This window comes from Bacillus sp. YBsi01, assembly GCF_038406745.1.
GTDB lineage: Bacteria > Bacillota > Bacilli > Bacillales > Bacillaceae > Bacillus > Bacillus siamensis.
In genome coordinates, this window is the sequence record NZ_CP151679.1 from 1,350,907 (window position 1) to 1,375,036 (window position 24,130).

Here is a 24,130-nt window from a genome sequence, read left to right on the forward strand (position 1 = left end):
CAATGCGATTATGAACCGCTTGGCTGTCTTTGACGGTCTTTCGGGTGAACAATGCTCGGTCTGACTTTCGCTCCCGGCACTGTCGTCCTGACGAGCACCTGCCACAGCGCCTTTCCGTTAAACGGTAAAAACGGCCATAAATACGGTGTATGAAACGAGCGGATACCCGCCATTAAAATCAGCAGCAATGTAAAGCCGATAACAAAACCTTTTACTTTAAAAATGGCCACGAGCACCATTAAGATGAGACGTATCATTTTATTAGCGAGGCTGAGTTCATAGCTCGGCGTGGTAAATGATCCGATTGCGGCGATCGATACGTACAGAATGACTTCGGCGGAAAACAGCCCCACCGCTATGGCAATTTGTCCGATCAGCACTGCCGCTATCAGGCCCATGGCAGTCGATAAGGCGGTCGGCGTATGGATCGCGGCCATCCTGAGAAACTCAATCCCCAAATCAGCCAGAAAGATCTGCAGAATGATCGGAATGTGCGTATTTTTATTTAAGCCGATAAAATCCAATCTTTCAGGCAAAAGTGACGGGTCGAGAACAAAGAGGAACCAGATCGGAAGCAGAACAGTTGAAGCGATAATACCGAAAAACCTGATCCATCTTAAAAATGTTCCGACAGAAGGCGCCTGTCTGTATTCTTCCGCATGCTGAACGTGGTGAAAAATCGTTGTGGGCGTTATGATTACGCTCGGTGACGTATCAACGACGATAATGACGTGCCCTTCTAATATATGATTGGCGGCCACATCAGGACGCTCCGTGTATCTGACCATCGGAAACGGGTTGTAGCCTTGTTTGACGATAAATTCTTCCACCGTTTTATCCGCCATCGTCAGTCCGTCAATGTCAATCGCATTCACTTCGTTTTCGACGATGCTGACAAGGTCCGGATCCGCGATGTCCTCTATATACACAATGGCAAGATCCGTTTTAGAACGCTCGCCGACTTTCGTAATTTTGACGCGGAGCCTTTCGTCTCTGATCCTTCTTCTGATTAACGCTGTATTAATGACGATACTTTCGATAAATCCGTCTCTTGCCCCGCGAACGACCTTCTCTGTATCCGGTTCTTCGGGTGTGCGTCCGGGGTAATTTCTGACATCAACGACGAAGGCGAAACCGGCGTCTTCTACGATAACGGCCACAAGTCCGGAAAGCACTTGATCCGTCGCTTCGTCGAGCGTTTTGACTTTTTGGACCTGCTGGTTCACAAGCCTGTTTTCAACAACATCAAGCGCTTCATCCGCGTTCTCGTCATAATTATTGACATCGACGAGCTGTTCTATTAAATGAATGATAAACAATGTATCGGTTAACCCATTGACAAAGTAAATCTGGACTTCCCTGTCTAATACTTGAATTTTGCGGACTCCGATATCGTAGCTCGTCCCCATACCGACGCGGTCTTTAAAAAATTGTTCATTTTTTCTAGGATCCCGGTATACTTTTATCATGTTTTCCGGTTTTTCCGGCATGATATTCGCTCCTTTCTAAAATGAATTCGACAGCCTTCATCGTGATTGGCGAGCCCTTGGATATGTCATCTTTTCTTCCCATTTTTCCTATATCGCCGATGCCCACAACGAGGGGAACGTCCAGTTTGTCAAGACAATACACCGTATCTCCGTTCATTCTGTGCTCGTCCATTTCTCTCATTCCGGTTTTATCGACGCCAAACTCCGTCACTTCTCCATCACGGTCAATGGAGACATCGACTTTTGTCCATTCAGCCTGATGGGTTTTAGAAGCGACGGCAATCACCCCAAGCACTTCAATGTCTTGATGTGAGGCGACATATTTCAGCGCCGTTTCGCCCGGCCCTTCCCCTTGCAGGCCGGAATCGTCAAACATGACAAACACCGGGTCATGCGGCGCGGCTTTAATCAGCTGAACGAGTTCCGGACCGGTTCTGGTTGACGGATTGCCTTTTGATTGGGAAATACATCGTCCGCCTGCTTTTTCCGCGGCATATTCAATCGTTTTAGCGGCGTATACGTCTCCGTCTGTCACAAGGATGACCTTCCGTTTCGTCATCAGACATTATCCTTTCGGTTTAAAAATAACGGCAACAAGAAATGCGAATAAAATCGCTGAAGATATACCGGCGGAGGTCAGTTCAAAAATCCCCATGGCGATCCCGATAAATCCATGCTCGTGAGCCTGATGCATGGCGCCGTGCAATAAGCTGTGACCGAAGCTGACGATGGGAACCGTCGCGCCCGCACCTGCGAATTCGATAAATTTGTCATATATTCCGAACCCATCCAACAAGGCGCCGATGACGACAAAAGTTGTCATCACATGGGCGGGTGTCAGTTTAAAAATGTCAAGCAGCAGCTGACCGATAATGCATATGATTCCCCCGCAAACAAAAGCCAACAGATATTCCATTTATGATGCACCTCCCGCCCGCTCAAATACCACACCGTGCGCGATGGTCGGAATGGTTTCCTTCTGCTGGATCATTGTCGGACTTAAAAGCGCACCTGTCGCGACAACGAGTACCCTGTTCAGAGCCCCTGCTTTTAATTGATTAAAAATATGTGTGTACGTAACAAGCGCGGAGCAGGCGCAGCCACTTCCGCCCGCAAACACCTGCTGGTCCGGCGTATAGATGAGAAGACCGCAGTCATCGTGTTTCGTTCCCGCGGGATAGCCTTCTTCCTTAAGCAAATCTTTTAAGATCGGCGAGCCTACGCCTGAAAGGTCTCCCGTTAAAATCAGATCGTAATCATCCGCCGTGCGGTTCAAATCCTTCAGGTGCTGTTTGATTGTATCGGCGGCAGCGGGCGCCATGGCTGAGCCCATATCAAACGGGTCTGTAATTCCGAGGTCGCTTACTTTTCCCACTGTCGCGCTTGTAATCCGGATATCAGAAGGGTTTTGGCTGATGATGACCGCCCCGCCCCCCGTGACCGTCGAAGTGGCAGTATCCGGCTTTTGCCCGCCATACTCCGTCGGATTACGGAATTGTCTTTCAGCCGTCGCATTATGGCTGCTCGTCGCTGCAATCGCCCGGTTCGCAAAACCGCCGTCAATAAGCGCGGATGCGACGGCGACCGTTTCCATTGACGTCGAGCAGGCGCCGAACAGGCAGAGGAACGGAATTTTCAGATGTCTTGCGACGTAATTGGCCGTCACATTTTGATTTAAAAGATCGCCAGCGAGTAGCAAATCGATGTCGCTCTTTTTCAAATTCTGTTTTTGCAAAGCGGAGTTGATGGCATCTTCCATTAATTGACGTTCCGCCATTTCCCAGTTTTTCTGATTGCAATGCATTTCATCGTATGTTTTATCAAACAGCGAGCCGAGCGGGCCGTCTTTTTCTTTCGGTCCGGCTGCCGTTCCCGCCGCATTTATAAATAACGGGTTTTCAAACACCCAGGTTTGCTTTCCGGTCAATTTCATTTTTTCTCCTCCTATGAAAACAGTTTTTCACAAGCAAACCGTATCAGGCCTACGATATAGGCTGCCACGACGCCGAATACAATGACGTTTCCCGCCAGTTTAAACATGTTTGTCGCTACACCGAGCACAAGCCCTTCACTTCTGTGTTCCAGAGCCGCGCTTGTCATACTGTTTGCAAACCCCGTCACCGGCACGGCTGAACCCGCTCCGGCAAACTGACCGAGCCTGTCATAAATGCCGAATCCGGTCAAGAGGGCGGAAATTAAAATAAGAGTGGCGGACGTCGGGTTTCCCGCTGTTTTCTCATTAAAATTAAAAAAATGGATGTAAAAGTCTTGAAGAGCCTGCCCGATCAGACAAATCAAACCGCCGATCAGAAAGGCTTTGACACAATTCCAGACGTATGGCGGTTTCGGCTGATAGTCTTTCACTTTTGTTTTGTAATTTTCTTTTAAGTTTGTCACGTCTGTTCCTCCTTATGAATGATGGATAAAATACAGCCAATGAAATAATGAGCCGGCTATTTTGCCGAACACGATGGCCATCAGCAAAATGATGATTTTGCTCCCGAAACCGATCCGTTTGGCAAGAATGGGAAGCACGTTCAGCACTTCTGTAAGCGCCGCGGCCAGCATGCCGACAAACATGCCGGCCAAAAGCCCGACCGGAACGGCAAGCCATTCAGATAAAAAAAAATGATTCATATTTAAGGTTTCCCAGCCGCCGAACACCGCCCCGGAAATAACAGCCCCTTCGTAGGCCTGTACAAAGCGCATGGTTTTTGTCAGCTGCATAAGGCGGGGGATGATTCCCATAACGGTTAAAAAAGCCACAAAGCCCGCTCCCACGGTCAGCCCGCCGCCAAGCCCGACAAACATAACGAAAAGAATGCTAACGATCATGCAGATCTTTCATCGTCTCTTCGTTTTCGTGTATTGCGACATAATGATCGAGATCAAGCTGATAATTAAACATCTCGACCTCCAGCGGGCTTGGCTCTTCATTCAGGCGTTTTTTAAAGATGTGATTAAAAAAGACGATCATCCCGAGACCGAGGCCGATGCTGTACGGAATCTGAAGCAGGTACGGATACTCATTGCGCCTGCCTGTTATGATTTCATATAAGGCGATATGAACTTCTCTCATGCTGACATCTTCATGAAAATTCATAATGGCGAGACATGAACCGATAAAAAGCAGCAGCCAGACACCGACAAACAAAACGGCTGACAGCTGCTTTTTCTGGTAATGGATTTCCACTATCGTTTCAGCGCCGCCGACGGTCTGCACATCAAGAGCGGGAAAAGCGGTATGAATGGCCTTCAGCACTTTTATGATGTCCAGCACGACGATATTTTTGTCTTTTTTCGTGATCTGATACAGCGGCAGTGCCGACAGTTTTTTTTTCAGCTTTTGCTGTCCTGCGATCTGGGCGGCGTCACCGACTGTGATGATATCTCCGGTATGAGCCTTCACGCGGTGGCGAAGTCTGAGAAATATTCGTCTTTCCATCTTGCATCACCATCTTTCGGGTGGTTATATATGTAGTATGTGGTTCACTTTTGTTCTCATTCATCAGCAGCAAAAGACCATAAATTACCATTTGGGCACAAATAAAAAAAGCCGGCCTGTAAAAGGTCAGCTTTCAGTATGATCCATCTGCACTTTAATCTGCTTTAATATTTTTTTCTCCAGCCTCGATACCTGAACTTGTGAAATCCCGAGCCGTTCGGCTACTTCCGACTGCGTCTGATCCTTGTAATACCTCAGATAGACAATGAGCTTTTCCCGTTCTTCCAAATCACTGATTGCTTCCTTGAGAGCGATTTTGTCAAACCACTTCTCTTCTGAATGATCGGCGATCTGATCGAGCAGGGTGATCGGGTCTCCGTCATTTTCATACACCGTTTCATGAATGGACGAAGGCGCCCGCACCGCTTCCTGCGCAAGCACCACGTCCTCCGCGTCAATTTCCAGGTGGTCAGCGATTTCCTGGACTGTCGGCACTCTTCCGTATGTTTTTGACAGTTCATCTTTCGCCCGGCGGATTTTATTGCCAAGCTCTTTTAAAGATCTTGATACTTTGACGGTTCCGTCATCCCGGATGAAGCGCTGGATTTCTCCGATAATCATCGGCACGGCATAAGTTGAAAAACGTACATCATAGGACAAATCGAATTTATCAACGGATTTTAACAACCCGATACAGCCGATCTGAAACAGATCGTCCGGCTCATAGCCTCTGTTTAAGAACCTTTGCACGACGGACCATACAAGACGCATGTTTTTTTCTATGAGGAGGTCTCTTGCCTGCTGGTCGCCCTCTTGGCTCTTTTTGATCAATTCTTTGACTTCATGGTCCTTGAGCTGCGCGTTTTTGCTGTTTTTCTTAACCTCCACATCCATAACAAATCTCCTTAATTACAAAGCGCTTTGCTTTTTGATAGGTGTTTTGTTAAGCGTATCGTCGTCCCCATCTCCGGCGAGGAATCAATCGAGACATCATCCATGAAGTTTTCCATAATGGTAAAGCCCATTCCGGAGCGCTCAAGCTCGGGTTTTGTCGTAAAGAGCGGCTGGCGCGCTTCCTCAAGATCCGTGATCCCGAGGCCTTCGTCACGTATGGTCAGATAGACGACATGATCCTCCAGGGTAACGGAGATGTACACCTTTCCGTCGCAGTTTTCTTCATAGCCGTGGATGATTGCGTTTGTTACCGCTTCTGATACGACGGTTTTGATTTCCGTCAGCTCGTCCATCGTCGGGTCGAGCTGCGCGATAAAAGAAGCAACCGTTACACGCGCAAACGATTCATTCTGACTGAGGGCTGAAAATTCAAGATGCATCTCGTTTTTCATGATGCCACCCCCAGCGTTAAAAGCGCTTTTTGTTCTGATTGTTCGAACCTGATGATTTTAAACAGGCCCGACATGTCAAACAGACGTCTCACCGCAGGCGAAATCGCGCACACGACCATTTCTCCGCCGAGCTGTTTAATTTGTTTATAACGCCCTAAAATCACGCCGAGGCCGGAGCTGTCCATGAAGGAAAGATCTTCAAGGTTCAGCACGATGTGACGGATGCCGTCAGCCTCCAGCGATTCAGCAACCTTTTGTTTTAATGATTCTGCCGTATGGTGGTCGAGTTCACCAGTTAATCGAATACAAAGCACGGATTCTTTGACATGCAAGTCAATTCCAAGGCTCATGCTCATTCCTCCTTGATATGATCGGATAATGAGTGTTTCGATTTTCGGGAATGCAATTCCTTCACCATGACAAAACTAGTGCCCGTTCGCCACGATTATTTAAATTTTGTCCAATCTCCCATCGTCCGCTTCAGAAAAGTGAGAAAACCCGCTTTTTCCATGTCGTCTTTTGCCGTGACCGGGCTTTCAACGAGCACTTTTCCGTCTTTTTTCAGCACGAGGCTGCCGAGCACCTCCCCTTTTTTAACCGGGGCCGTTATATTGCTGTTGATTTTCACTTCTTTTTTTACTTTGTCCATGTTCTCTCCCTTTTTGGCCAGGAGGGAAATCGGTTCAGATGTGGTCAGCTTGATCAGTTTCTGTTTTCCTTTTTTCACTTTTACCGTTCCGATGATTTGATTCCGTTTATACAGCGGGTGTGTTTTGAACTGGCTGAAGGCATAATCAAGCATTTTTGTCACTTGGGCATTTCTTTCTTTCGGAGTGCTGGCTCCGAAAACGACTGCGATGACCCTCATATTTCCTTTTTTAGCGGTGGCGGTTAAACAATACTTTGCTTCACCTGTAAAACCCGTTTTCACACCGTCAACACCCGGATAAAATTTGATCAGCCGGTTTGTATTGACGAGCCAGAACTTTTTGTCTGTGTTTTCTCTTAAATAATCTTCATACGTTCCCGTAAATTGAGTGATTTTATCATACTTCAATAATTCCTTCGCCATTTTCGCCATGTCATAAGCAGAGCTGTAGTGGCCTTTTTCAGGCAATCCCGTCGGGTTTTTGAAGGAGGTATCTTTCAATCCCAATTCTTTTGCTTTTTTGTTCATCTGATTGACGAAATCCTCTTCCGAACCGGCGATATACTCTGCCATCGCGACGGATGCGTCATTTCCGGAAGCTATCGCAATTCCTTTGAGCATTTCTTTTACCGTCATTTCCTCACCGGGTTCGAGGAAAATCTGCGATCCGCCCATGGACGCGGCATGCTCACTCGTCCTGACTTTATCGCTCATCTTAATGTTACCTTTGTCAAGCGCTTCCATGATTAAAAGCATGGTCATGATTTTTGTCATGCTCGCCGGCGCCAGACGCTCCCGGCTGTTCTTGTTGTAAAGAATGTTTCCCGTATCGCGTTCAATCAGCACGGCGCTTTTGGCTTCATGAGCGAGCTCCGATGTATGTTTTCCGTCCGGCTTTGCAAAAGCGGACGGTGCTGATGCGGTTATTAAAATGCCAATCAACAAAGTGGATATAAGACGTTTCATCTCCAAAGCCCTCCATTTCATAATCCTTTTTATTTTTTCCAAGCCCGGTGGTTTTATACGCCTCATCTGGAAAATGTTTCGTTTTGAGGACATAAAAAAACAGCTGCTTCCGAAGAAACAGCTGATCTATGCTGATTTAGTTTTGAGATCGTGCGACTACGGCTTTTACAAGCTTTAAAAAGCCGCCTTTTACTTTTTCCGTCATTTCCATTACTTCATCATGGGATAACGGCTGGTCAAGAATGCCGGCTGCCGCGTTGGAAATGCACGAGATGCCGAGCACACGCATTCCCGCGTGGTTGGCGACGATGACTTCCGGCACGGTCGACATTCCGACAGCGTCAGACCCCATCGTTCTTAAAAACCGGACTTCAGCCGGCGTTTCGTAAGATGGACCCGTAACAGCCGTGTACACACCTTTTTGAACAGGGATGCCAAGCTCAGCCGCCGTTTTTTCAGCCAAGCCTGACAGCTCTTTGTCATAGGCTTCTGACATGTCCGGGAATCTGGCTCCGAATTCCGCTTCGTTCGGACCGATTAACGGGTTGGTGCCCGTAAAGTTGATATGGTCGGTAATAATCATCAGATCACCGGCGCGGAAGTCAGTGTTGATACCGCCCGCTGCGTTCGTCACGATGAGAGATTCAACGCCGAGCGCCTTCATCACGCGGACCGGAAACGTTACCTGATCCATTGAGTAGCCTTCATAATAATGAAAGCGGCCCTGCATCGCGATGACCTGCACACCTTCAAGCGTTCCCATCACAAGCTGGCCGGCATGGCCTTCTACCGTTGAGACCGGAAAATCAGGGATCGTTTCATATGTAAGCTTGACGGCTCCTTCAATTTCATCGGCCAATACGCCGAGCCCTGAACCTAAAATCAGACCGATCTTCGGTGTTTCTTTTACGTGTTCTTTAATAAATGCAGCAGCACGTTCGATCTTTTGTTTCAAAAAAAGTCCCCCTACTGTAATCTTGATAAAAAGCTTTTTCCGTATTCCGGCTTTTCCGTTTTGAAATTATCCGCAATGGTTGCGCCGATATCGGCAAATGTATCCGCAAGCGGCAGCTGTTCAGTGTGTTTATGCTTTTTGCTGTAGACAAGAAGCGGCACATACTCCCGCGTGTGGTCCGTCCCGTGATGGACAGGATCATTGCCGTGATCCGCCGTGATGATGAGCAGATCGTCCTCTTTCATTTTTTCAAACACTTCCGGAAGCCTTGCGTCGAATTCCTCAAGCGCTTTTCCGTACCCTTCCGGATCACGGCGGTGTCCGTACAGCGCATCAAAATCAACGAGGTTGGCAAAGCTCAGGCCCGTAAAATCTTCATCGAGCGTTTCAATCACTTTGTCCATGCCATCCATGTTAGATACCGTGCGGCGGGATGATGTGATGCCTTCTCCGTCGTAAATATCAGAAATTTTTCCGATGGAAATGACGTCTAATCCGCTGTCTTTCATTCCGTTCATTACCGTGCGGCCGAACGGTTTGAGCGCATAATCATGGCGGTTCGGCGTGCGTTTGAAGCTGCTCGGTTCTCCGATGAACGGTCTTGCGATAATCCGGCCGACCATGTACTTCGGATCAAGCGTCAGTTCTCTGGCTGTTTCACAGATGCTGTACAGCTCGTCAAGCGGAACGACATCTTCATGAGCCGCAATCTGCAAAACGGAATCTGCTGATGTATAAACGATCAGCGCACCCGTTTCCATGTGTTCTTTTCCGAGCTCGTCCAGAATCGCCGTCCCTGAAGCCGGCTTATTCCCGATGATTTTGCGTCCGGAACGCTTTTCAAGCTCCTGAAGAAGCTCATCCGGAAATCCTTCCGGGAACACTTTAAACGGTTTTTCAATGTAGAGGCCCATAATCTCCCAGTGCCCCGTCATCGTATCTTTTCCGTTTGACGCCTCCTGCATTTTACCGTAGTACGCCAGAGGCTGCTCCGTTTTTTCCACACCCTTAATATCCCCGATCAGTCCGAGACCGAGCTGTGCCATATGGGGCATATGTAAACCGTTCATGTGCTCTGCGATATGTCCGAGCGTATTTGCGCCTATATCATTAAAATCGGCGGCGTCCGGCGCTTCACCGATTCCGACCGAATCCATTACGATCAAAAACACACGTTTATATTTGTATTCAGACATCATAAAAGCCTCCTTTTCTTCCATCTGTCCATTTTAGCTTACAGAGGTCAGACAACTCAAGTATAAACCGTTTACATTCTTGTTGACAATGCCTATTCAAATAATAAGAACCTTCTCTGTATTCCGCCAATCCGACAGAAAAAAGCCGCGGCACCTTTGCCAGCGGCTCCTAGGCGCGCGGATGATACTGCTTGTACACGTCCTTCAGCCTTGTTTTCGTCACATGCGTGTAAATTTGCGTCGTAGAAATATCAGCATGTCCGAGCATCTCCTGCACGGCGCGCAGGTCCGCCCCGTTTTCAAGCAGGTGCGTTGCAAAAGAGTGCCGGAGCGTGTGCGGTGTCAGTTCTTTTTTAATGCCTGCCTCAAGGGCGATTTTCTTCAGGTTTTTCCAAAATCCCTGACGGCTGATCTGCCTGCCGTGATGATTCAGAAAAAGCGCTTCGGTCACATTTTTCTTTAATAATTTCCCTCTGGCTTTTTCGATGTATGCTTCGATCGCATGGGAGGCGGCTTCACCGATCGGCACAATCCGCTCTTTCCGGCCTTTTCCGAAGCAGCGGACAAATCCCATCGTCAAATGAACGTCGGATAATTTCAGCTCAATCATCTCGCTGACCCTGATGCCGGTTGCATACAGCAATTCGAGCATGGCTTTATCCCTGAGACCGAACGGGCTGTCAAGCTTAGGCGTGTCCAATAACCGCTCTACTTCGTTCAGCGCAAGCACTTTTGGGAGTGCCCGCTCTGTTTTTTGTGTTTCAATATGTACCGAAGGATCTTTATCCGCGGCTTTCTCCCTTAACAGAAATTGATGAAAAGACCGGATTGACGCCAAATGCCTGGCAGACGTCTTCCCTGATTTCCCCGAGTCCTTCAAATGCTTTAAATATTGAATAATATGAAGACGGGTCACATCATTCCAAGAAGTGATCTGAAGGGTTTCAGTTAAGAAGAGAGAATAACTTTTCAGATCACGCTCATAGGACATCATCGTATTTTGGGACAGCCCTCTTTCAACCCTCACATAATGGATGAAATCCTTAATTTGATCCTTCACTCTTGATCTACTCCCCGTTTTGGTAAAAAAAGATCAACCGGCCGAACCAGCCGTCCTTCTCCTCATGTTCCGTTTTGGCCACTTTGACGGCGGAGCCTTCCGGTTTATCGTACCGATGATAGTTTTCATACTCTGAATTCACCCATATCATAGCATAATAGAACAGCGCGGTAAAACCTGTGAACAGAATAAACACTTTGATCGTATCCGCGGCTGTTTTTAGGAATCTGCCCATCTTTCGATCGATCCTTTCTTTGGCGGCTGTTAGTACACCTTATGCCAATTTCATAGGCTTTTATACATAAAAACAGCAAAAAACCCTTTCCTGGCAGAAAAGGTTCATAGGCTTTTATTCTGTTTCATTCCCGCCGCAGCGGTGGCAGATTCCGTGAAAAGTCAATCTATGATCTTTAATTTTAAATTTCCAATCACGTTCAATCACTTCTTCAACGTCTTCAAGCAGATCTTCTTCAATTTCATCGACGGCTCCGCACTCCATGCACACCAGATGATGATGGAAGTGGGCCGCGCCCTCTTTGCGAAGGTCGTAGCGGGATACGCCGTCCCCGAAGTTAATTTTATCAACGACTTTTAATTCTGTTAATAATTCTAATGTACGGTATACTGTAGCGAGACCAATTTCAGGAGATTTCTCTTTTACGAGGAGGTATACATCTTCTGCGCTTAAATGGTCTTCTTCATTTTCAAGCAGCACCCTTACCGTTGCTTCACGCTGTGGCGTAAGCTTGTAGCTTGATGAGTGCAGCTGCTTTTTAATTCGATCAATACGGTTTTCCATGTCTTTCCCTCCTACGCCGCATTCCATGACTCATTATAACAAAATACGCGCAGAGTTCCAACTATAATTATTATAAACTGATAAATAAAAGTATTATTTTGTGATAATCATTCTAAAAGATCCGTGATGAAAGCTTTTCCATAAACAGCGGAGACACATACGCTTCCAGCAGTGAAGCGATGACCGAGAAGAAAATGATGAGAATCAGCACGAAGGCGTAGCGTCCGAACCATTGGATCGGCGTGTCATGGAGGCTGCGTTTGACAAACAGCTGCCGGATCAGTTTCAGCGAAAAAGCGATAGAGCATGTCCCCATGATAAGGTATGCCGGAATGAGAACGATGTTTTGCGGCAGCACCGAGATGAAAGACAGGAAAAATCCGTTCATCCCCATTTGATTCACTAAAAATCCGACGGTAAAACCGACGACGATTCCTTTCAAAAACACCATGATAAAAATCACCGGGAGACCGATTACGGAAATACCCAGAATCCACATCAGCCCCAAATATTTTACATCATGAAAGACGGCCTGCCAAAACATGTCTGAGGCGCCGGCATGTTTTCCGTCAGACAGCTGTCCGAAGAATTTGCTTAAATAATAATACAAATCTTCTTTCTGCGTGATTGTCATGCTGTTGACAATGATCGCGCCGAAAATGACACCCATTAAAAACAAGACAAACACAAATATATAAAGTGACAGATGATCCTTCATATGGCGAAAAAACAGTTCTTTGTACGATTGTTTCCTCATACCGCTTTCCTCCCGCTAATCTATTGACTTGATTTAGTAGATTGTATGAAAGAAAAGAGAAAACATGACAGAGAAATCATAGAAAGGCTCCGAGATTCCGGCAAAAAAAAAGAATCCCCGCCATCACTCCGGTGATCATGGGGATTCCTTTTTTTATGCTTTATTCTCTCCAGCCTGTCTTTTTTGGTTTTTGTCACTCTTTCATGCGTGCTGAAGGACGGCGCCGCCCCTCTTGATAAGACTGCATCACGCATCCCGTTTCTTCTGAGATGCTCCCGCATTTTTTTCGCTTTGCTTTTCGCCATGTGCAGATCGCTCCTTTTTGCCTTTTCTCTATCATAACAAAAAAATCCAGGTGTGTTCATGAATACGGCTCATGTTTCTTCCGGTAGGCGCGCAAAGATGTTTTGGCAGATGAAAAACTCCCCATTGCGGCGTATCCGTAAAAGAATCCCATAAAACTCCCCTCATACACGTGTTCGTGGTGACCGAAAACGATAGACACAATATTTCCGACAACAAGGGCAATCGTGGGAACGAATATGCCGGGAACCCTGCAGAACACTTTGATCAGCTGCGTCACGCATAAGACGACCGGCACGCCGATCACAGCATCCCAAATATTTGTATGGATCAGCGGAAAATAATCCACATTGACACCTCTTTATTCCGTCTTTTGCTATTTGTTAGCCTGCCAAAGAATTCCGCTTCCTATTCATGATAAAAAAAGCACCGGATACATATCCGGTGCTGTGAGCGTTATTTATTTTCCCGCCGCGGCCCGCTCTACAGCTGCCGATACGGCGTGATGCACGTCCGCGTCCAAAGGCTGAGGCACGAGATCACCGTGTTTCGTACAAGAAGCGATAGCTTCAGCGGCCGCCACAAGCATTTCATGGTCAATTTTCTTGCTTTTGGCGTTCAGCGCACCGCGGAAAATACCAGGGAAGCCGAGAACATTATTGACTGAACGGCCGTCGGCTGCATAAGCGGCTCCGGCCTGCAGCGCCTCTTCCGGTTCAATCTCCGGCTTCGGATTAGATAAGGCCAGAATGACTTGTCCTTTTCTGACATCCTCTTTTTTAATGAGCCCCGGAACTCCTGTCGTGCTGATCACAATGTCACACGTGTCCATTAAATCTTTAATGCTTTCAAGCGGCTGACCTCCGTATTGAGCGAGGCGGTTCATTGCTTCTTCTGACTTGTCCGTTCCGCAGACCGCTTTGACTCCGTATGCCATAAACATACGGCAGATGGCGACGCCCGCCGCGCCGAGACCGATCTGTCCGACTTTCGCTTCTTTTAAATCAAGACCTGCGCTTTTACAAGCGGAAATGGCGGCGGCGAGAGTGACGACCGCCGTGCCGTGCTGGTCGTCGTGCATAACCGGAATGTCCAATTCTTCCTTCAGGCGGTCTTCAATGTCAAAGCAGTGAGGCGAACCGATATCTTCAAGCAGAATTCCGCTGAATCCCGGAGAAATATGTTTTACCGTGCGGATGATTTCTTCCGGATCAGAAGTGTCGAGCAAAATCGGAATTCCGCTGATGCCCGCCAGCTGGTCAAAAAGCGCTGCCTTCCCTTCCATTACGGGCATTCCGGCGACAGAGCCGATGTTGCCGAGACCGAGAATCGCCGTTCCGTCGGTGACAATGGCGACAGAATTGCTGATGGTCGTATAGATGGATGCTTTTTCAGGCTCGCTTTCGATCAGTCTGCACACATCGGCCACGCCCGGCGTATAAACACGGCCAAGCTCGGCCAGTGTCCGGATCGGCATTTTGCTTTTCATCTGAATTTTTCCGCCTTCATGAGCAGAGAGCACTTCATCTGAGACGGTATGAAGCCGGATGCCTTCACCGAGAGCTTCAATGGCTTGAATGATTTCCTGCAGCTGCTCCTCATTTTCGGCCTGCACCGTAATGTTGCGCATGGTGTAGTTCGGGCCGACTTTAACGGTTTCAACTTCCCCGATATCTCCGCCCATCACTCCGATGGCTGTTGCTACTTTCCCTAGATTTCCGGGAACAGTCGGCGTTTCTATCATTAACGTCCGAATCATATGCTTTGTAATCATAAAATACCCCCCCTAACCCAGTTTTTGAGATTGCAAGGATTTTTCTTTCGTGTACCAAATGAATTTACCCGTGTATCCGTACAATATGGCCAGTCCGATAGATACAAAACTGAGCCACATGAACGGCAGATAAGAAAACGTGGACACGCCGAGAATGCCGGCCATATAGATGCCGTTGTCAGACCATGGCACCATCCCTGAAGTAAGCGTGCCGCCCACCTCGGCATTCCGGGATAAAATTCTTCTGTCAAGTTTCAGTTTATCATAACTGTTCTCCATAATTTTCGGCGTCAGTATCAATGACACATACATCGCACAGCCGAAAATGTTGGCTAAAAGGGCGACGATCAGCGTCGAAAGCGTTACATTTCCCGGTGTGGTCAGTTTTTTCTCAAAAGTTGAGACAATCACTTTTAATACGCCGAGCTTCTCGAGAATTCCTCCAAACCCGAGACCGAAAAGGATAACGACTAACGTATCCAGCATGCCGGTGATGCCTCCGCGGTTTAACAGGCCATTTAAAAATTCGACGTCCGTTTTAATGGAAAAACCATTGTAAGCAGTCGCGATGGCACTTGCAAAATTCATTCCCTGAAAAACAGAAGCCCAGATGGCGCCAAGCAAGGCACCGATGACGATGACGGGCATAGACGGCTTTTTCAAAATCAGGAGGACGACGACGACAACCGCCGGGATAAGCATCCATATATGAATATCAAACGTTTTCTGCAATGCAGACTTTAAAAATTCCACTTTATCAAGATCAATATTTTTTCCGCCGTATATAAATCCCGTTACGGTAAAAAGAATGGCCGTAATGATATAGGACGGAATGGACAGATACATCATCGCTCTGACGTGTGACAGCACATCCACCTTAGAAAGCGTGGAGGCAAGCACCGTACTGTCAGACAGCGGTGAAAGCTTGTCCCCGAAGTAAGCGCCGGACAAAACGGCCCCCGCTACGATCGGAAGCGGTATGCCCATTCCCTCTCCGATGGCAATCATGGCGATTCCCGCCGTTCCCACGGTTCCCCAGGACGTCCCGGTCGCAACGGACATAACCGAACAAATAACCAATGTAGCAAGCAGGAACACATGAGGATTAATAAACTCTAAACCATAATAAATTAAAGTCGGCACAACGCCGCCGGCAATCCATGTCCCGATAAGGGCACCGACTGAAACTAGGATCAAAACGGCTTCAAGACCGTTTGATATCCCGGTGACAATGGATGACTGCAAGTCTTTATATGAATGTCCCAGCCTGATTCCGAGAATAATAGCGATAAACCAGGATATAAAGAGAGCAAGCTGGATCGGCAAGTCTAAAAACACTGTGAATGACAAAACAAGCGCTAAAAACCCGAATAATAAGATAATAATTTCCAATAAATTTGGCAATCTGACCTCTTTCACAAAAAAATCCCCCTAGAAGAAAAAGCTAAAACGCTTTCATAAAATGATATAACAAATTATACTATACTTCCTCATCCCTTTGTATGGCAACCGCCTATTCACTGAAAAACGTGAAAAGGCGGCTGTTGTTGCTTCAAAATTTATTTTTCTAAAAGGTCTTTTCCGGCAATCCCCGGTTTTGTCATTTCATACGGATTCAAAATGATATCCAATTCTTCTTCTGTCAGTACATCGTTTTGGAGACAGAGATCTCTTACAGATTGCCCCGTCATGATTGCTTCACGGGCAATTCGCGCAGCCGCCTCATATCCAAGGTGCGGGTTGACCGCTGTAATAACGCCGACGCTTTTTTCCACGTATTGCTTCAGGCGTTTTTCGTTGGCTTCAATCCCCGCCAGGCAATGATCGGTAAATGATCGGAAACCGTTGTTCATAATACTGATGGATTGAAGCAGGTTAAATACGAGCACCGGCTCCATCACGTTAAGCTCCAGCTGGCCCGCTTCTGAAGCGAGGCAGATCGTATTGTCATTCCCGATGACCTGGAAGGCGATTTGGTTGATCAGCTCTGCCATGACAGGGTTGACTTTCCCCGGCATAATGGATGATCCCGGCTGACGGGCGGGCAGTGAAATTTCCGCTAGTCCCGCGCGCGGACCTGAGGCCATTAAGCGCAGATCGTTGGCGATTTTAGACATATTCATCATGCATACCTTCAACGCGGCTGAAACTTCCGTATAAGCATCAGTGTTTTGTGTGGCATCAACCAAATGGCCGGCGCCGACAAGAGGCAGTCCGCTGATGTCAGCCAGGTGCTTTACAACCTGTTCTATGTAGCGCGGATCAGCGTTAAGTCCCGTACCTACAGCCGTTGCCCCCATGTTTACTTCATACAGATGCTGGCGGGATTGTTTAATTCGCTTTATATCACGCTCAAGCACGCGGCTGTACGCTTCAAATTCCTGTCCGAGACGGATCGGCACAGCGTCCTGAAGGTGTGTGCGTCCCATTTTAATGACAGAATCAAATTGTTTCGCTTTATCTTTAAAGACACTCAGCATATGCGCCATTGTATCAAGGAGCTTATCCAGAAGTTTTAAGGTAGAAATATGAATCGCCGTCGGGAACACGTCGTTTGTCGATTGTGACATATTGACGTGTGTGTTCGGGCTGAGATGAATGTATTCACCTTTTTTATGTCCCATGATTTCAAGCGCTCTGTTGCCGATTACTTCGTTGGCATTCATGTTCATGGACGTTCCGGCTCCCCCTTGGATCGGATCGACGATGAATTGGTCATGCCATTTACCCTCAAGAATCTCGTCTGCGGCCTGGACAATCGCATTTCCGATTCCTTCATAGAGGCGCTTTACATCCATGTTGGCAAGCGCCGCCGCTTTTTTGACGATGGCGAGCGCATTAATCATTTCTTCATGGATGCGGTAGCCGGTAATCGGAAAGTTTTCTTTCGCGCGCAGCGTTTGGATTCCGTAATACACATCAGCTTCAATTTGTTTTTCTCCAAGGAAATCTTTTTCCTGACGATATTCTTTTTGCGCGTTTGTCATGCTAATACCCTACTTTCTCTTTGATGGTGGTCTTTTTTACAGTACAACGTCGTCTGCGATCGGTGTCTCCATAATGTTTTTGACTTCAGCCAAATTGTGAGACTGGCCGAGCGCCCACATTAATTTCGGCACGATGGCTTCTGTGTTCATATTTCTTGAACGGATGATGAGATCTTGATTGACTCTCCGTCCGACTTCATAGACACTCATGTCTTCTCCTTCTTCAAGACATTGTGTCGTAATGACAACGACAATGCCGCTTTCAATCATTTCATTGACTTTGGCGAGAATGTCTCTTCCTTCAAACGGCACGCCGCCGCTGCCGTAGCTTTCAATGACGATTCCTTTGTACATACCCTTTAACGCGTCAAACATTTCCGGTTTAAGCCCCGGATGAAGCTTGAGCAGGCACACGTCCGTGCAAAGTGATGTATTGACCGTAAAGGCGTCGTCTTTTGGCATGTGCACGTGTTTGTTGTATTCAATTCCGTTTTCGGTAATAAACGCGATATACGGGTAGTTAATGCTCTCAAATGCATCATAGCTTTTCGTTCTTAATTTAATGGCGCGGGTGCCTTGAATGACTCTGCCGTCAAATACGACGTATACGCCGCCCACCCCTTCACATGCGAAGCGGATCGCGTCCGTGATATTTTTTTTGGCATCGGTTTTTTGAAATGTAATCGGGATTTGCGAACCCGTAATGACGATCGGTTTATCGGCATGCTGAAGCATATAAGACAGCGCTGCTGATGTATAAGCCATTGTGTCTGTGCCGTGCGTGATGACGAACCCGTCGTACGCGTCATATTTTTCTTTGACAGCATCAGCTATTTGGACCCAATATTCAGGCTGCATATTGGTGCTGTCGATGTTCATTAACGAATGGGTTTCCATCGTGTAATCGTTATCAAGTTTTGATACGTAGGTTAACAATTCGTCTGCTTTTACCCCGGGTGCAAGCCCGTTTTCTCCTTCGACTGAGGCGATTGTTCCTCCGGTTGTTAACAGCAATAATTTTTTCATACCCTGCACCTCTTCATCATTTCTCAAGATGTTTAAGCATTCGCTTTTCGCATACTTTTAATCAAATTATAGACAGACGAATGAAATTAATCAAGTGATTATTATTCAATTCGCGTACACTTTTACACATCGATATGATATAATTTTGCTCAAGTGAAAAGGAGCGGTTTTGAATATGAATTTAGATCGTTTAACTGAACTGAGAAAAAAGAAAAATTGGTCTCTTCAATATACGGCTGACCGGCTCGGCATCGCAAAAAGCACATACGCCGGGTATGAGTCAGGCTACCGGCGCCCGTCATTCGAAGCGCTGGGCACGCTTGCCGATCTGTTTGACACGACGTGCGACGATTTACTGGGGCGCACTGAAAAAAAGGCGGAGCCGTTTGCCCAGACCATCGAATTAACAAAAGCCGCACAAGGCCGCGGCACACTGACCGTTGACGGGGAGCCGCTTAATCAGGATGAAATCATCGAATTGATTGCGTTTGTCCGCACGAAAAAAAAGGTACAGGAGGAACTCCGCTAAAAACCGGCTTTACGGCTTGATTCGGCCGTATGTTCCTCCGCCTCCCGCCTCAAGGGCGAGCTGCCCGGTGCGCGCTTTATGAATGACAGCCGCTATTTTGGGCTGCACGATGCGTGCCAAGTCCTCTTCTTCTGTCTGATGAAGAATCGCCATTTCCGTCCCGAAAGTCCGCTTTAGTTTTTCCAATGTTTTCGGTCCGACCCCGGGAATGAACTGCAGAGGGATTTGATGAATATACGGAGGCCGCATCACGCGGCTTTTTTTCGGTCCGCTCAGTTCCTCCAGCCGTTCACTGACCCCTTTTGTCATTGTTTTCCCGCCGCATTCCGTACATTTTAAAGCTCCTTTTTCAGCCGGGCTGCCGCAGCGGTCGCAAGCCGTCCTGTAATACTTCCCGAGCTTCGGGTTCAGTCCGTAATTCGCCGTGATTTTTCTTCCGCCCTTCCCTTTCAGAGCCAGCGAAAATTCCGTAAAGTTCGCTTCCTTCAGAAGCATTTCATTATATTCTCTGCCGATTTTTCCTAAGGAATGCGCATCAGAATTTGTTAAAAATGTATACGGATCAAGTTCCGTTAATCGTGAAGCCATGTCAGTGTCGCAGCTTAATCCGAGTTCCGCCGCGTCAATAAGCGCCGGGTCGAAAACTTCTGTCAAAGAAGATCTGACCCCTTTTCCGTACAGGCTTTTATGCGGGGTGAACATATGGGCGGGAATAAACAGCCCGCCCAATTCCTTTGTTTTCTTTTGAAGATTCAAACCGGTCTCGTAAATGCGCTGGGAACTGAGATGGATATTTTTAAGCCTTTTTGCGAGCCACTCAGAAAACATCTTCATTTCGGCAAGAGCCGGCATAAAGACGAGAACGTGAATCGGCCCGCGGCATGTGTGGTCATAAATTTCAAGCTCACTGCCCAACAGAAGCGTCGTATTCCGATAGCGGATGCCGCCTTCTTTCAGCTCACGGTATCTGCCTTCATCAATTCCAAGCTCGATTTCTTCCAAGACTTCCGGGGAATGGCAGTCGATGATGCCCAATAGTTCAATTCCCTTCCCCTCGCTTGCTTCTTCCAAAATCCGCTGCAGCGTCAACGTTTTAGCCCCGGTGATTTTGACCGGTCTCCCCGTATAGGTTCGCCCGATATGAATATGCAGATCCGCATAAACGGTTTTCATCATTTTTCCTTCAGCGCTTCTTTCAGCTGGAGATACTGAATCGCGTATGCCGTTTTAGCGTCATACACCCGGCGGGATTCAACCAGCTTCACGGCCTCTTCAAGCGTGACCTGCATCACTTCGACAAATTCATCCTCATCCAGTTCGCGCTTTTCTTCAAGCAACGAAAGCCCTTCAGCAAGAAAGAGGTGCACGATTTCATCAGCAAATCCGGGTGATGTATAAAAAGCGGTGATTTTCGTCAAGGTTTCCGCCGTATATCCCGTTTCTTCTTCGAGCTCTCTTAATGCGGTATGTTCGGGCTCTTCTCCTTTTTCCAGCTTGCCGGCCGGAATTTCAACGATTGTCCGTTCCAGCGGCTTTCTGAACTGGTTCACCAAAATGATTTTTCCTTCCTCAGTCACCGCAAGTACGGCCACCGCTCCCGGATGTTTGACGATTTCCCGCTTGCTTGTTTTTCCGTTCGGGAGCTCTACATCCTCTAAGTAAAGATCTATGACTTTCCCGTCATACAGCTTTTTTTTCGCAAGTGTTTTTTCTTCTAAATGTTTCATCATGTCATCTCCCGTTCTGTCTCTCTATTATGCCTCATATATTTTATCATACATGCATAAGAGGGAGGTGCTTTTCGATTGAAGGTGTACCGGAAGGATAAGAGCATCGTATTGGTCGGAAAGGCTTGGGAAGTGCGGGCTAAATTGAAAGAGTACGGACGGACATTCCGCTATGTCGGAGATTGGATCACCGGGCCTTAACAGTTGAAAACTTCGCGCCTTTATATTACGGTCAATAAAAGACCATAAAAAGGAGCAAAACGATGAGAAAACGCAAATTGGGACATTCTGATTTAGAAATAAGCGAAATCGGGCTCGGCTGTATGTCGCTCGGCACGGATAAAGCTAAGGCGCTGTCTATTTTGGATGAAGCGATCGAGCTTGGAATCAATTATTTAGATACCGCTGATCTTTATGATTTCGGCAGAAATGAGGAAATCGTCGGGGAGGCCGTCAAAAACCGCAGACACGACATCATTTTAGCCACGAAAGCCGGAAACCGCTGGAATGATGAGAAAGACGGCTGGCATTGGGACGCTTCCAAAGGATACATAAAAGAAGCGGTCAAAAACAGTCTGCGCCGGCTGAAAACCGACTATATCGACCTTTATCAGCTGCATGGCGGCACAATGGAGGATCAGATTGATGAAACGATCGAAGCGTTCGAGGACTTAAAACAGGAAGGTGTCATCCGGTATTACGGCATTTCCTCGATTCGTCCGAATGTCATTAAAGAATATGTGAAAAAATCAAATATCACAAGTATTATGATGCAATACAGCCTGCTGGACCGGCGTCCCGAGGAGTTGCTTCCCCTTTTAGAGGAGAACGGAATCAGCGTCGTCGCCAGAGGGCCTGTCGCTAAAGGGCTTCTTACGGAAAAACCGCTCGATCAAGCGGCCGCAAGCGTAAAAGAGAACGGCTATTTAACATATTCTTTTGAAGAACTGGCAGAAACCAAAAAAGCGATTAACGCTGCCGTGCCTGATCTGAGCATGACGGAGCTTTCTCTTCAATACTTGCTTTCACAGCCGGCCGTCGCTTCTGTCATCACCGGAGCAAGCTCGCCTGAACAGCTGAGAGAAAACTGTTCGGCTGCAGAAGCCCGGCGTTTAAGCAGTCAGGAAATCAAAGCCCTGCAATACCATACAAAACAGGACGTATACGAAGCCCATCGTTCTTAAACAATAAAACCGGCACCTTGTCAGATGCCGGTTTATTTATATTTGTGCCAATCGAGACTGCTTTCATTCAGCAGCTCTTCAAAGCTTTTATTTTTTTCTTTTTCTTTTCGTTTTCTGATTTGTTCCGCCTTTTGCTGCGCTTGTTTTTTCTCGTCTTCTTCCTTCAGCTCACTTTTCATTTGCAAAAGCCTGGCCTTCAGATCTTCCTCCAGATTGTCTTTTAAGCTGTGTTTTTCTTTAGGCAGCTGCTTTTTCATCATTATACCCCCGTATCTGAATAATGGTCAAGTAAGTGTACCATGGAGCGCCGGAGGCCGGCAACGTTCATAGGGAAGGATTTTTCATATTAAAGGAGGGTGCCTGCGTGAAAAAATGGCTGGCGGTGTTCGGTTCGGCTTGTGCGGTCTTTTTGGCCGCCGGATTTGCTTTTACGAATCTGATCATGTTTATGAAGAAAAAGACGGATGAATACATCATAAAAAGAGAAACGGCAGACTGGCGTGGGGTATTTGATTCCTTTCAGGCCATGGAAAAAGAAGAGGCCGTCATCTTGTCACGCCACGGGTATGAGATCAAAGGCTTTTACATTGCCCCGCATCATACGGCAAACACGATGATTATTTGTCACGGTGTTACCGTCAATTTGTTTAATTCACTGAAATACATGGATCTGTTTCTGGATTTAGGCTGGAATGTGCTCGTATATGACCACCGCCGGCACGGAAAAAGCGGCGGCCGAACAACGAGCTACGGTTATTTTGAAAAAGATGATTTGGAAGAAGCCGTGAATTGGGTGAGAAACAAAATCGGGGACGGCGGTCAAATCGGTATCCACGGCGAATCAATGGGAGCGGTGACGGCCTTATTATACGCGGGAGATCATCCGGATGGAGACGGCGCTGATTTTTATATTGCGGACTGTCCGTTCGCAAGTTTTCACGATCAGTTAGCCTACAGACTGAAGCGGGAATTCCGGCTGCCTCGGTGGCCGCTGCTGCCTTTGGCTGATTTCTTTTTGCTGGTGAGAGAAGGATACCGCATCCGTGATGTCTCGCCTTTATCGGTTATCAGCCGCATCCGGCAGCCCGTTCTGTTTATCCACAGTAAGGAGGATGATTATATACCTCCCGCTTCCTCCGAAATGCTGCACCGCAGAAAACGCGGCCCGAAGATGCTGTATCTGGCCGAATCGGGCGGGCATGCCATGTCGTACACCAAAAATCCGGAGAGCTACCGTCAAGCCGTGCAAACCTTTTTAGATGCCATAACGCAAACGTAAAAAAGCGAAAGAACGTATACTGGTTCTTTCGCTTTCCCGTCATAAAACGTCGGTAATCCCGTCCATATTTTCTCCGATCCAGTCAATGGCGAGGTCAATTGTCGTAAACTCCTGCGCTTTGAAGGTCATCTCATCCTGAAGCAGCCAGACATCCTTTTGTACGGATTCAGCGCCTCCGATGGACCAGTGCAGCAGACTGTACGGATGGTTGTTGTTCAAAAAGGATACCCACGTTTTATGCTGTGCCGTCTGTTTAATGGCTTTCAGCTTTTGATTCACTTTCAGTTTCTCCCTGCTTTACTAATATGCTCATTCTCGGGCTTAGCATTTCTGCCGGGCTTTTTAAGACGAGCGTTTTTGCCTTTTCATTGTAATCGATTGTCATTTCCTCGTCAAAAAACACTTTTTGTGAGGTCTGGATGTAAAGCGGAAGTCCGTTGGTTTCAATGGCCTCGCATTGTCCCGTTAATTCGTCCGCCAGCCAGATGGTCGGCACGCCGCTGACCGCGCACCCGCAGCCTTCTGCGTCATAGCGGAGCTGCGCTTTTTTCTCCGGGTTGGCGTCCATTGCCTGCAAAAGCGTGTGTTTCGCCGCATCCGTCACATGTATTTGCATAGGTGATCCTCCGTTTTTCATTTTCGCCATTGTAGCATACCA

The 24,130-nt window shown here is 47.4% G+C and carries 31 protein-coding genes and 1 pseudogene; 4 read left to right on the forward strand and 28 right to left on the reverse strand.

Annotation, left to right across the window (positions count from 1 at the left end):
• Positions 1–8: 8 nt before the first annotated feature.
• The 23 genes and pseudogenes from AADZ70_RS06770 to AADZ70_RS06880 form a co-directional block, all read right to left on the reverse strand.
• The gene (locus AADZ70_RS06770) at positions 9–1,490 is read right to left on the reverse strand and encodes a spore germination protein (RefSeq protein WP_342007904.1); all 1,482 of its coding nucleotides are present in this window, start codon (positions 1,488–1,490) and stop codon (positions 9–11) included.
• Complete coding sequence (locus AADZ70_RS06775) at positions 1,444–2,052, reverse strand: stage V sporulation protein AE (protein ID WP_095241744.1); 609 nt, start codon at positions 2,050–2,052, stop codon at positions 1,444–1,446. The genes AADZ70_RS06770 and AADZ70_RS06775 overlap by 47 nt, the downstream gene beginning before the upstream one ends.
• Positions 2,053–2,055: 3 nt before the next feature.
• The gene (spoVAE, locus tag AADZ70_RS06780; protein ID WP_007409415.1) at positions 2,056–2,406 is read right to left on the reverse strand and encodes a stage V sporulation protein AE; all 351 of its coding nucleotides are present in this window, start codon (positions 2,404–2,406) and stop codon (positions 2,056–2,058) included.
• The gene (gene spoVAD / locus AADZ70_RS06785; RefSeq protein ID WP_342007905.1) at positions 2,407–3,423 is read right to left on the reverse strand and encodes a stage V sporulation protein AD; all 1,017 of its coding nucleotides are present in this window, start codon (positions 3,421–3,423) and stop codon (positions 2,407–2,409) included.
• A gap of 11 nt (positions 3,424–3,434) precedes the next feature.
• Positions 3,435–3,887, reverse strand: a complete 453-nt coding sequence (gene spoVAC / locus AADZ70_RS06790) for a stage V sporulation protein AC (protein WP_007612334.1) — start codon at positions 3,885–3,887, stop codon at positions 3,435–3,437.
• Positions 3,888–3,899: 12 nt separating this feature from the next.
• Positions 3,900–4,325: a stage V sporulation protein AB gene (locus tag AADZ70_RS06795; RefSeq protein ID WP_007409413.1), complete on the reverse strand. Its 426-nt coding sequence runs from the start codon at positions 4,323–4,325 to the stop codon at positions 3,900–3,902.
• A complete protein-coding gene (locus AADZ70_RS06800) occupies positions 4,315–4,935 on the reverse strand; it encodes a stage V sporulation protein AA (RefSeq protein WP_016939157.1) in 621 nt (206 codons plus the stop codon). The genes AADZ70_RS06795 and AADZ70_RS06800 overlap by 11 nt, the downstream gene beginning before the upstream one ends.
• A gap of 126 nt (positions 4,936–5,061) precedes the next feature.
• Entirely contained in the window at positions 5,062–5,829 is a 768-nt protein-coding gene (gene sigF / locus AADZ70_RS06805) for an RNA polymerase sporulation sigma factor SigF (protein ID WP_003153348.1), read from the reverse strand.
• 11 nt (positions 5,830–5,840) lie between these two features.
• Entirely contained in the window at positions 5,841–6,281 is a 441-nt protein-coding gene (gene spoIIAB / locus AADZ70_RS06810) for an anti-sigma F factor (protein WP_016939159.1), read from the reverse strand.
• Entirely contained in the window at positions 6,278–6,631 is a 354-nt protein-coding gene (gene spoIIAA, locus AADZ70_RS06815) for an anti-sigma F factor antagonist (protein WP_016939160.1), read from the reverse strand. Before spoIIAA ends, spoIIAB begins: the two co-directional genes overlap by 4 nt.
• Positions 6,632–6,726: 95 nt before the next feature.
• The gene (locus AADZ70_RS06820) at positions 6,727–7,896 is read right to left on the reverse strand and encodes a D-alanyl-D-alanine carboxypeptidase family protein (RefSeq protein WP_045925499.1); all 1,170 of its coding nucleotides are present in this window, start codon (positions 7,894–7,896) and stop codon (positions 6,727–6,729) included.
• 136 nt (positions 7,897–8,032) lie between these two features.
• The gene (locus AADZ70_RS06825; protein ID WP_045925500.1) at positions 8,033–8,851 is read right to left on the reverse strand and encodes a purine-nucleoside phosphorylase; all 819 of its coding nucleotides are present in this window, start codon (positions 8,849–8,851) and stop codon (positions 8,033–8,035) included.
• 11 nt (positions 8,852–8,862) lie between these two features.
• Positions 8,863–10,047 (reverse strand): phosphopentomutase, encoded by a 1,185-nt coding sequence (gene deoB, locus AADZ70_RS06830; RefSeq protein ID WP_342007906.1) that lies wholly within the window; start codon positions 10,045–10,047, stop codon positions 8,863–8,865.
• A gap of 169 nt (positions 10,048–10,216) precedes the next feature.
• On the reverse strand, positions 10,217–11,107 hold the full coding sequence (xerD, locus tag AADZ70_RS06835; RefSeq protein WP_045925501.1) for a site-specific tyrosine recombinase XerD: 891 nt from the start codon (positions 11,105–11,107) through the stop codon (positions 10,217–10,219).
• Between the two features lie 7 nt (positions 11,108–11,114).
• Positions 11,115–11,342, reverse strand: a complete 228-nt coding sequence (locus tag AADZ70_RS06840; RefSeq protein ID WP_003153331.1) for a YqzK family protein — start codon at positions 11,340–11,342, stop codon at positions 11,115–11,117.
• A gap of 114 nt (positions 11,343–11,456) precedes the next feature.
• Complete coding sequence (fur, locus tag AADZ70_RS06845) at positions 11,457–11,906, reverse strand: ferric iron uptake transcriptional regulator (protein WP_016939165.1); 450 nt, start codon at positions 11,904–11,906, stop codon at positions 11,457–11,459.
• A gap of 112 nt (positions 11,907–12,018) precedes the next feature.
• On the reverse strand, positions 12,019–12,663 hold the full coding sequence (spoIIM, locus tag AADZ70_RS06850; RefSeq protein WP_016939166.1) for a stage II sporulation protein M: 645 nt from the start codon (positions 12,661–12,663) through the stop codon (positions 12,019–12,021).
• Positions 12,664–12,749: 86 nt separating this feature from the next.
• Positions 12,750–12,968: pseudogene (locus AADZ70_RS06855) on the reverse strand (hypothetical protein); the annotation flags it as partial.
• Between the two features lie 56 nt (positions 12,969–13,024).
• Positions 13,025–13,315, reverse strand: a complete 291-nt coding sequence (locus AADZ70_RS06860) for a hypothetical protein (RefSeq protein WP_016939168.1) — start codon at positions 13,313–13,315, stop codon at positions 13,025–13,027.
• A gap of 111 nt (positions 13,316–13,426) precedes the next feature.
• Positions 13,427–14,740 carry an NAD-dependent malic enzyme gene (locus AADZ70_RS06865; protein WP_016939169.1) on the reverse strand — a complete coding sequence of 438 codons (1,314 nt, stop codon included), beginning with the start codon at positions 14,738–14,740 and terminating at the stop codon, positions 13,427–13,429.
• Between the two features lie 12 nt (positions 14,741–14,752).
• A complete protein-coding gene (gene nhaC, locus AADZ70_RS06870) occupies positions 14,753–16,159 on the reverse strand; it encodes a Na+/H+ antiporter NhaC (protein WP_016939170.1) in 1,407 nt (468 codons plus the stop codon).
• Between the two features lie 140 nt (positions 16,160–16,299).
• Positions 16,300–17,727 (reverse strand): aspartate ammonia-lyase, encoded by a 1,428-nt coding sequence (gene aspA / locus AADZ70_RS06875; RefSeq protein WP_003153322.1) that lies wholly within the window; start codon positions 17,725–17,727, stop codon positions 16,300–16,302.
• Positions 17,728–17,763: 36 nt separating this feature from the next.
• On the reverse strand, positions 17,764–18,753 hold the full coding sequence (locus tag AADZ70_RS06880; RefSeq protein ID WP_016939171.1) for a type I asparaginase: 990 nt from the start codon (positions 18,751–18,753) through the stop codon (positions 17,764–17,766).
• A gap of 175 nt (positions 18,754–18,928) precedes the next feature.
• Here AADZ70_RS06880 and AADZ70_RS06885 point away from each other — a divergent pair, with 175 nt between their 5' ends.
• A complete protein-coding gene (locus tag AADZ70_RS06885) occupies positions 18,929–19,282 on the forward strand; it encodes a helix-turn-helix domain-containing protein (protein ID WP_016939172.1) in 354 nt (117 codons plus the stop codon).
• A 9-nt stretch (positions 19,283–19,291) separates the two neighbouring features.
• Here AADZ70_RS06885 and AADZ70_RS06890 read toward each other — a convergent pair whose 3' ends face one another.
• Both AADZ70_RS06890 and AADZ70_RS06895 read right to left on the reverse strand, forming a co-directional pair.
• Positions 19,292–20,455 (reverse strand): TIGR00375 family protein, encoded by a 1,164-nt coding sequence (locus tag AADZ70_RS06890; protein ID WP_064779048.1) that lies wholly within the window; start codon positions 20,453–20,455, stop codon positions 19,292–19,294.
• Positions 20,455–21,009, reverse strand: a complete 555-nt coding sequence (locus AADZ70_RS06895; protein ID WP_064779047.1) for an NUDIX hydrolase — start codon at positions 21,007–21,009, stop codon at positions 20,455–20,457. The genes AADZ70_RS06890 and AADZ70_RS06895 overlap by 1 nt, the downstream gene beginning before the upstream one ends.
• 78 nt (positions 21,010–21,087) lie before the next feature.
• Between AADZ70_RS06895 and mciZ the strand changes: the two genes are divergently transcribed.
• A complete protein-coding gene (gene mciZ, locus AADZ70_RS06900) occupies positions 21,088–21,210 on the forward strand; it encodes a Z-ring formation inhibitor MciZ (protein WP_003153315.1) in 123 nt (40 codons plus the stop codon).
• A 62-nt stretch (positions 21,211–21,272) separates the two neighbouring features.
• Positions 21,273–22,193, forward strand: a complete 921-nt coding sequence (locus AADZ70_RS06905; RefSeq protein WP_342007907.1) for an aldo/keto reductase — start codon at positions 21,273–21,275, stop codon at positions 22,191–22,193.
• A 32-nt stretch (positions 22,194–22,225) separates the two neighbouring features.
• Here the strand turns inward: AADZ70_RS06905 and AADZ70_RS06910 are convergent, their stop codons facing one another.
• Positions 22,226–22,450: a YqkE family protein gene (locus AADZ70_RS06910; RefSeq protein ID WP_016939176.1), complete on the reverse strand. Its 225-nt coding sequence runs from the start codon at positions 22,448–22,450 to the stop codon at positions 22,226–22,228.
• Positions 22,451–22,557: 107 nt separating this feature from the next.
• Here AADZ70_RS06910 and AADZ70_RS06915 point away from each other — a divergent pair, with 107 nt between their 5' ends.
• Positions 22,558–23,472, forward strand: a complete 915-nt coding sequence (locus AADZ70_RS06915; RefSeq protein WP_342007908.1) for an alpha/beta hydrolase — start codon at positions 22,558–22,560, stop codon at positions 23,470–23,472.
• A gap of 39 nt (positions 23,473–23,511) precedes the next feature.
• Here the strand turns inward: AADZ70_RS06915 and AADZ70_RS06920 are convergent, their stop codons facing one another.
• Positions 23,512–23,751: a DUF2552 family protein gene (locus tag AADZ70_RS06920; protein WP_003153307.1), complete on the reverse strand. Its 240-nt coding sequence runs from the start codon at positions 23,749–23,751 to the stop codon at positions 23,512–23,514.
• Complete coding sequence (locus AADZ70_RS06925) at positions 23,726–24,088, reverse strand: iron-sulfur cluster biosynthesis family protein (protein ID WP_342007909.1); 363 nt, start codon at positions 24,086–24,088, stop codon at positions 23,726–23,728. Before AADZ70_RS06925 ends, AADZ70_RS06920 begins: the two co-directional genes overlap by 26 nt.
• Between the last annotated feature and the right edge of the window lie 42 nt (positions 24,089–24,130).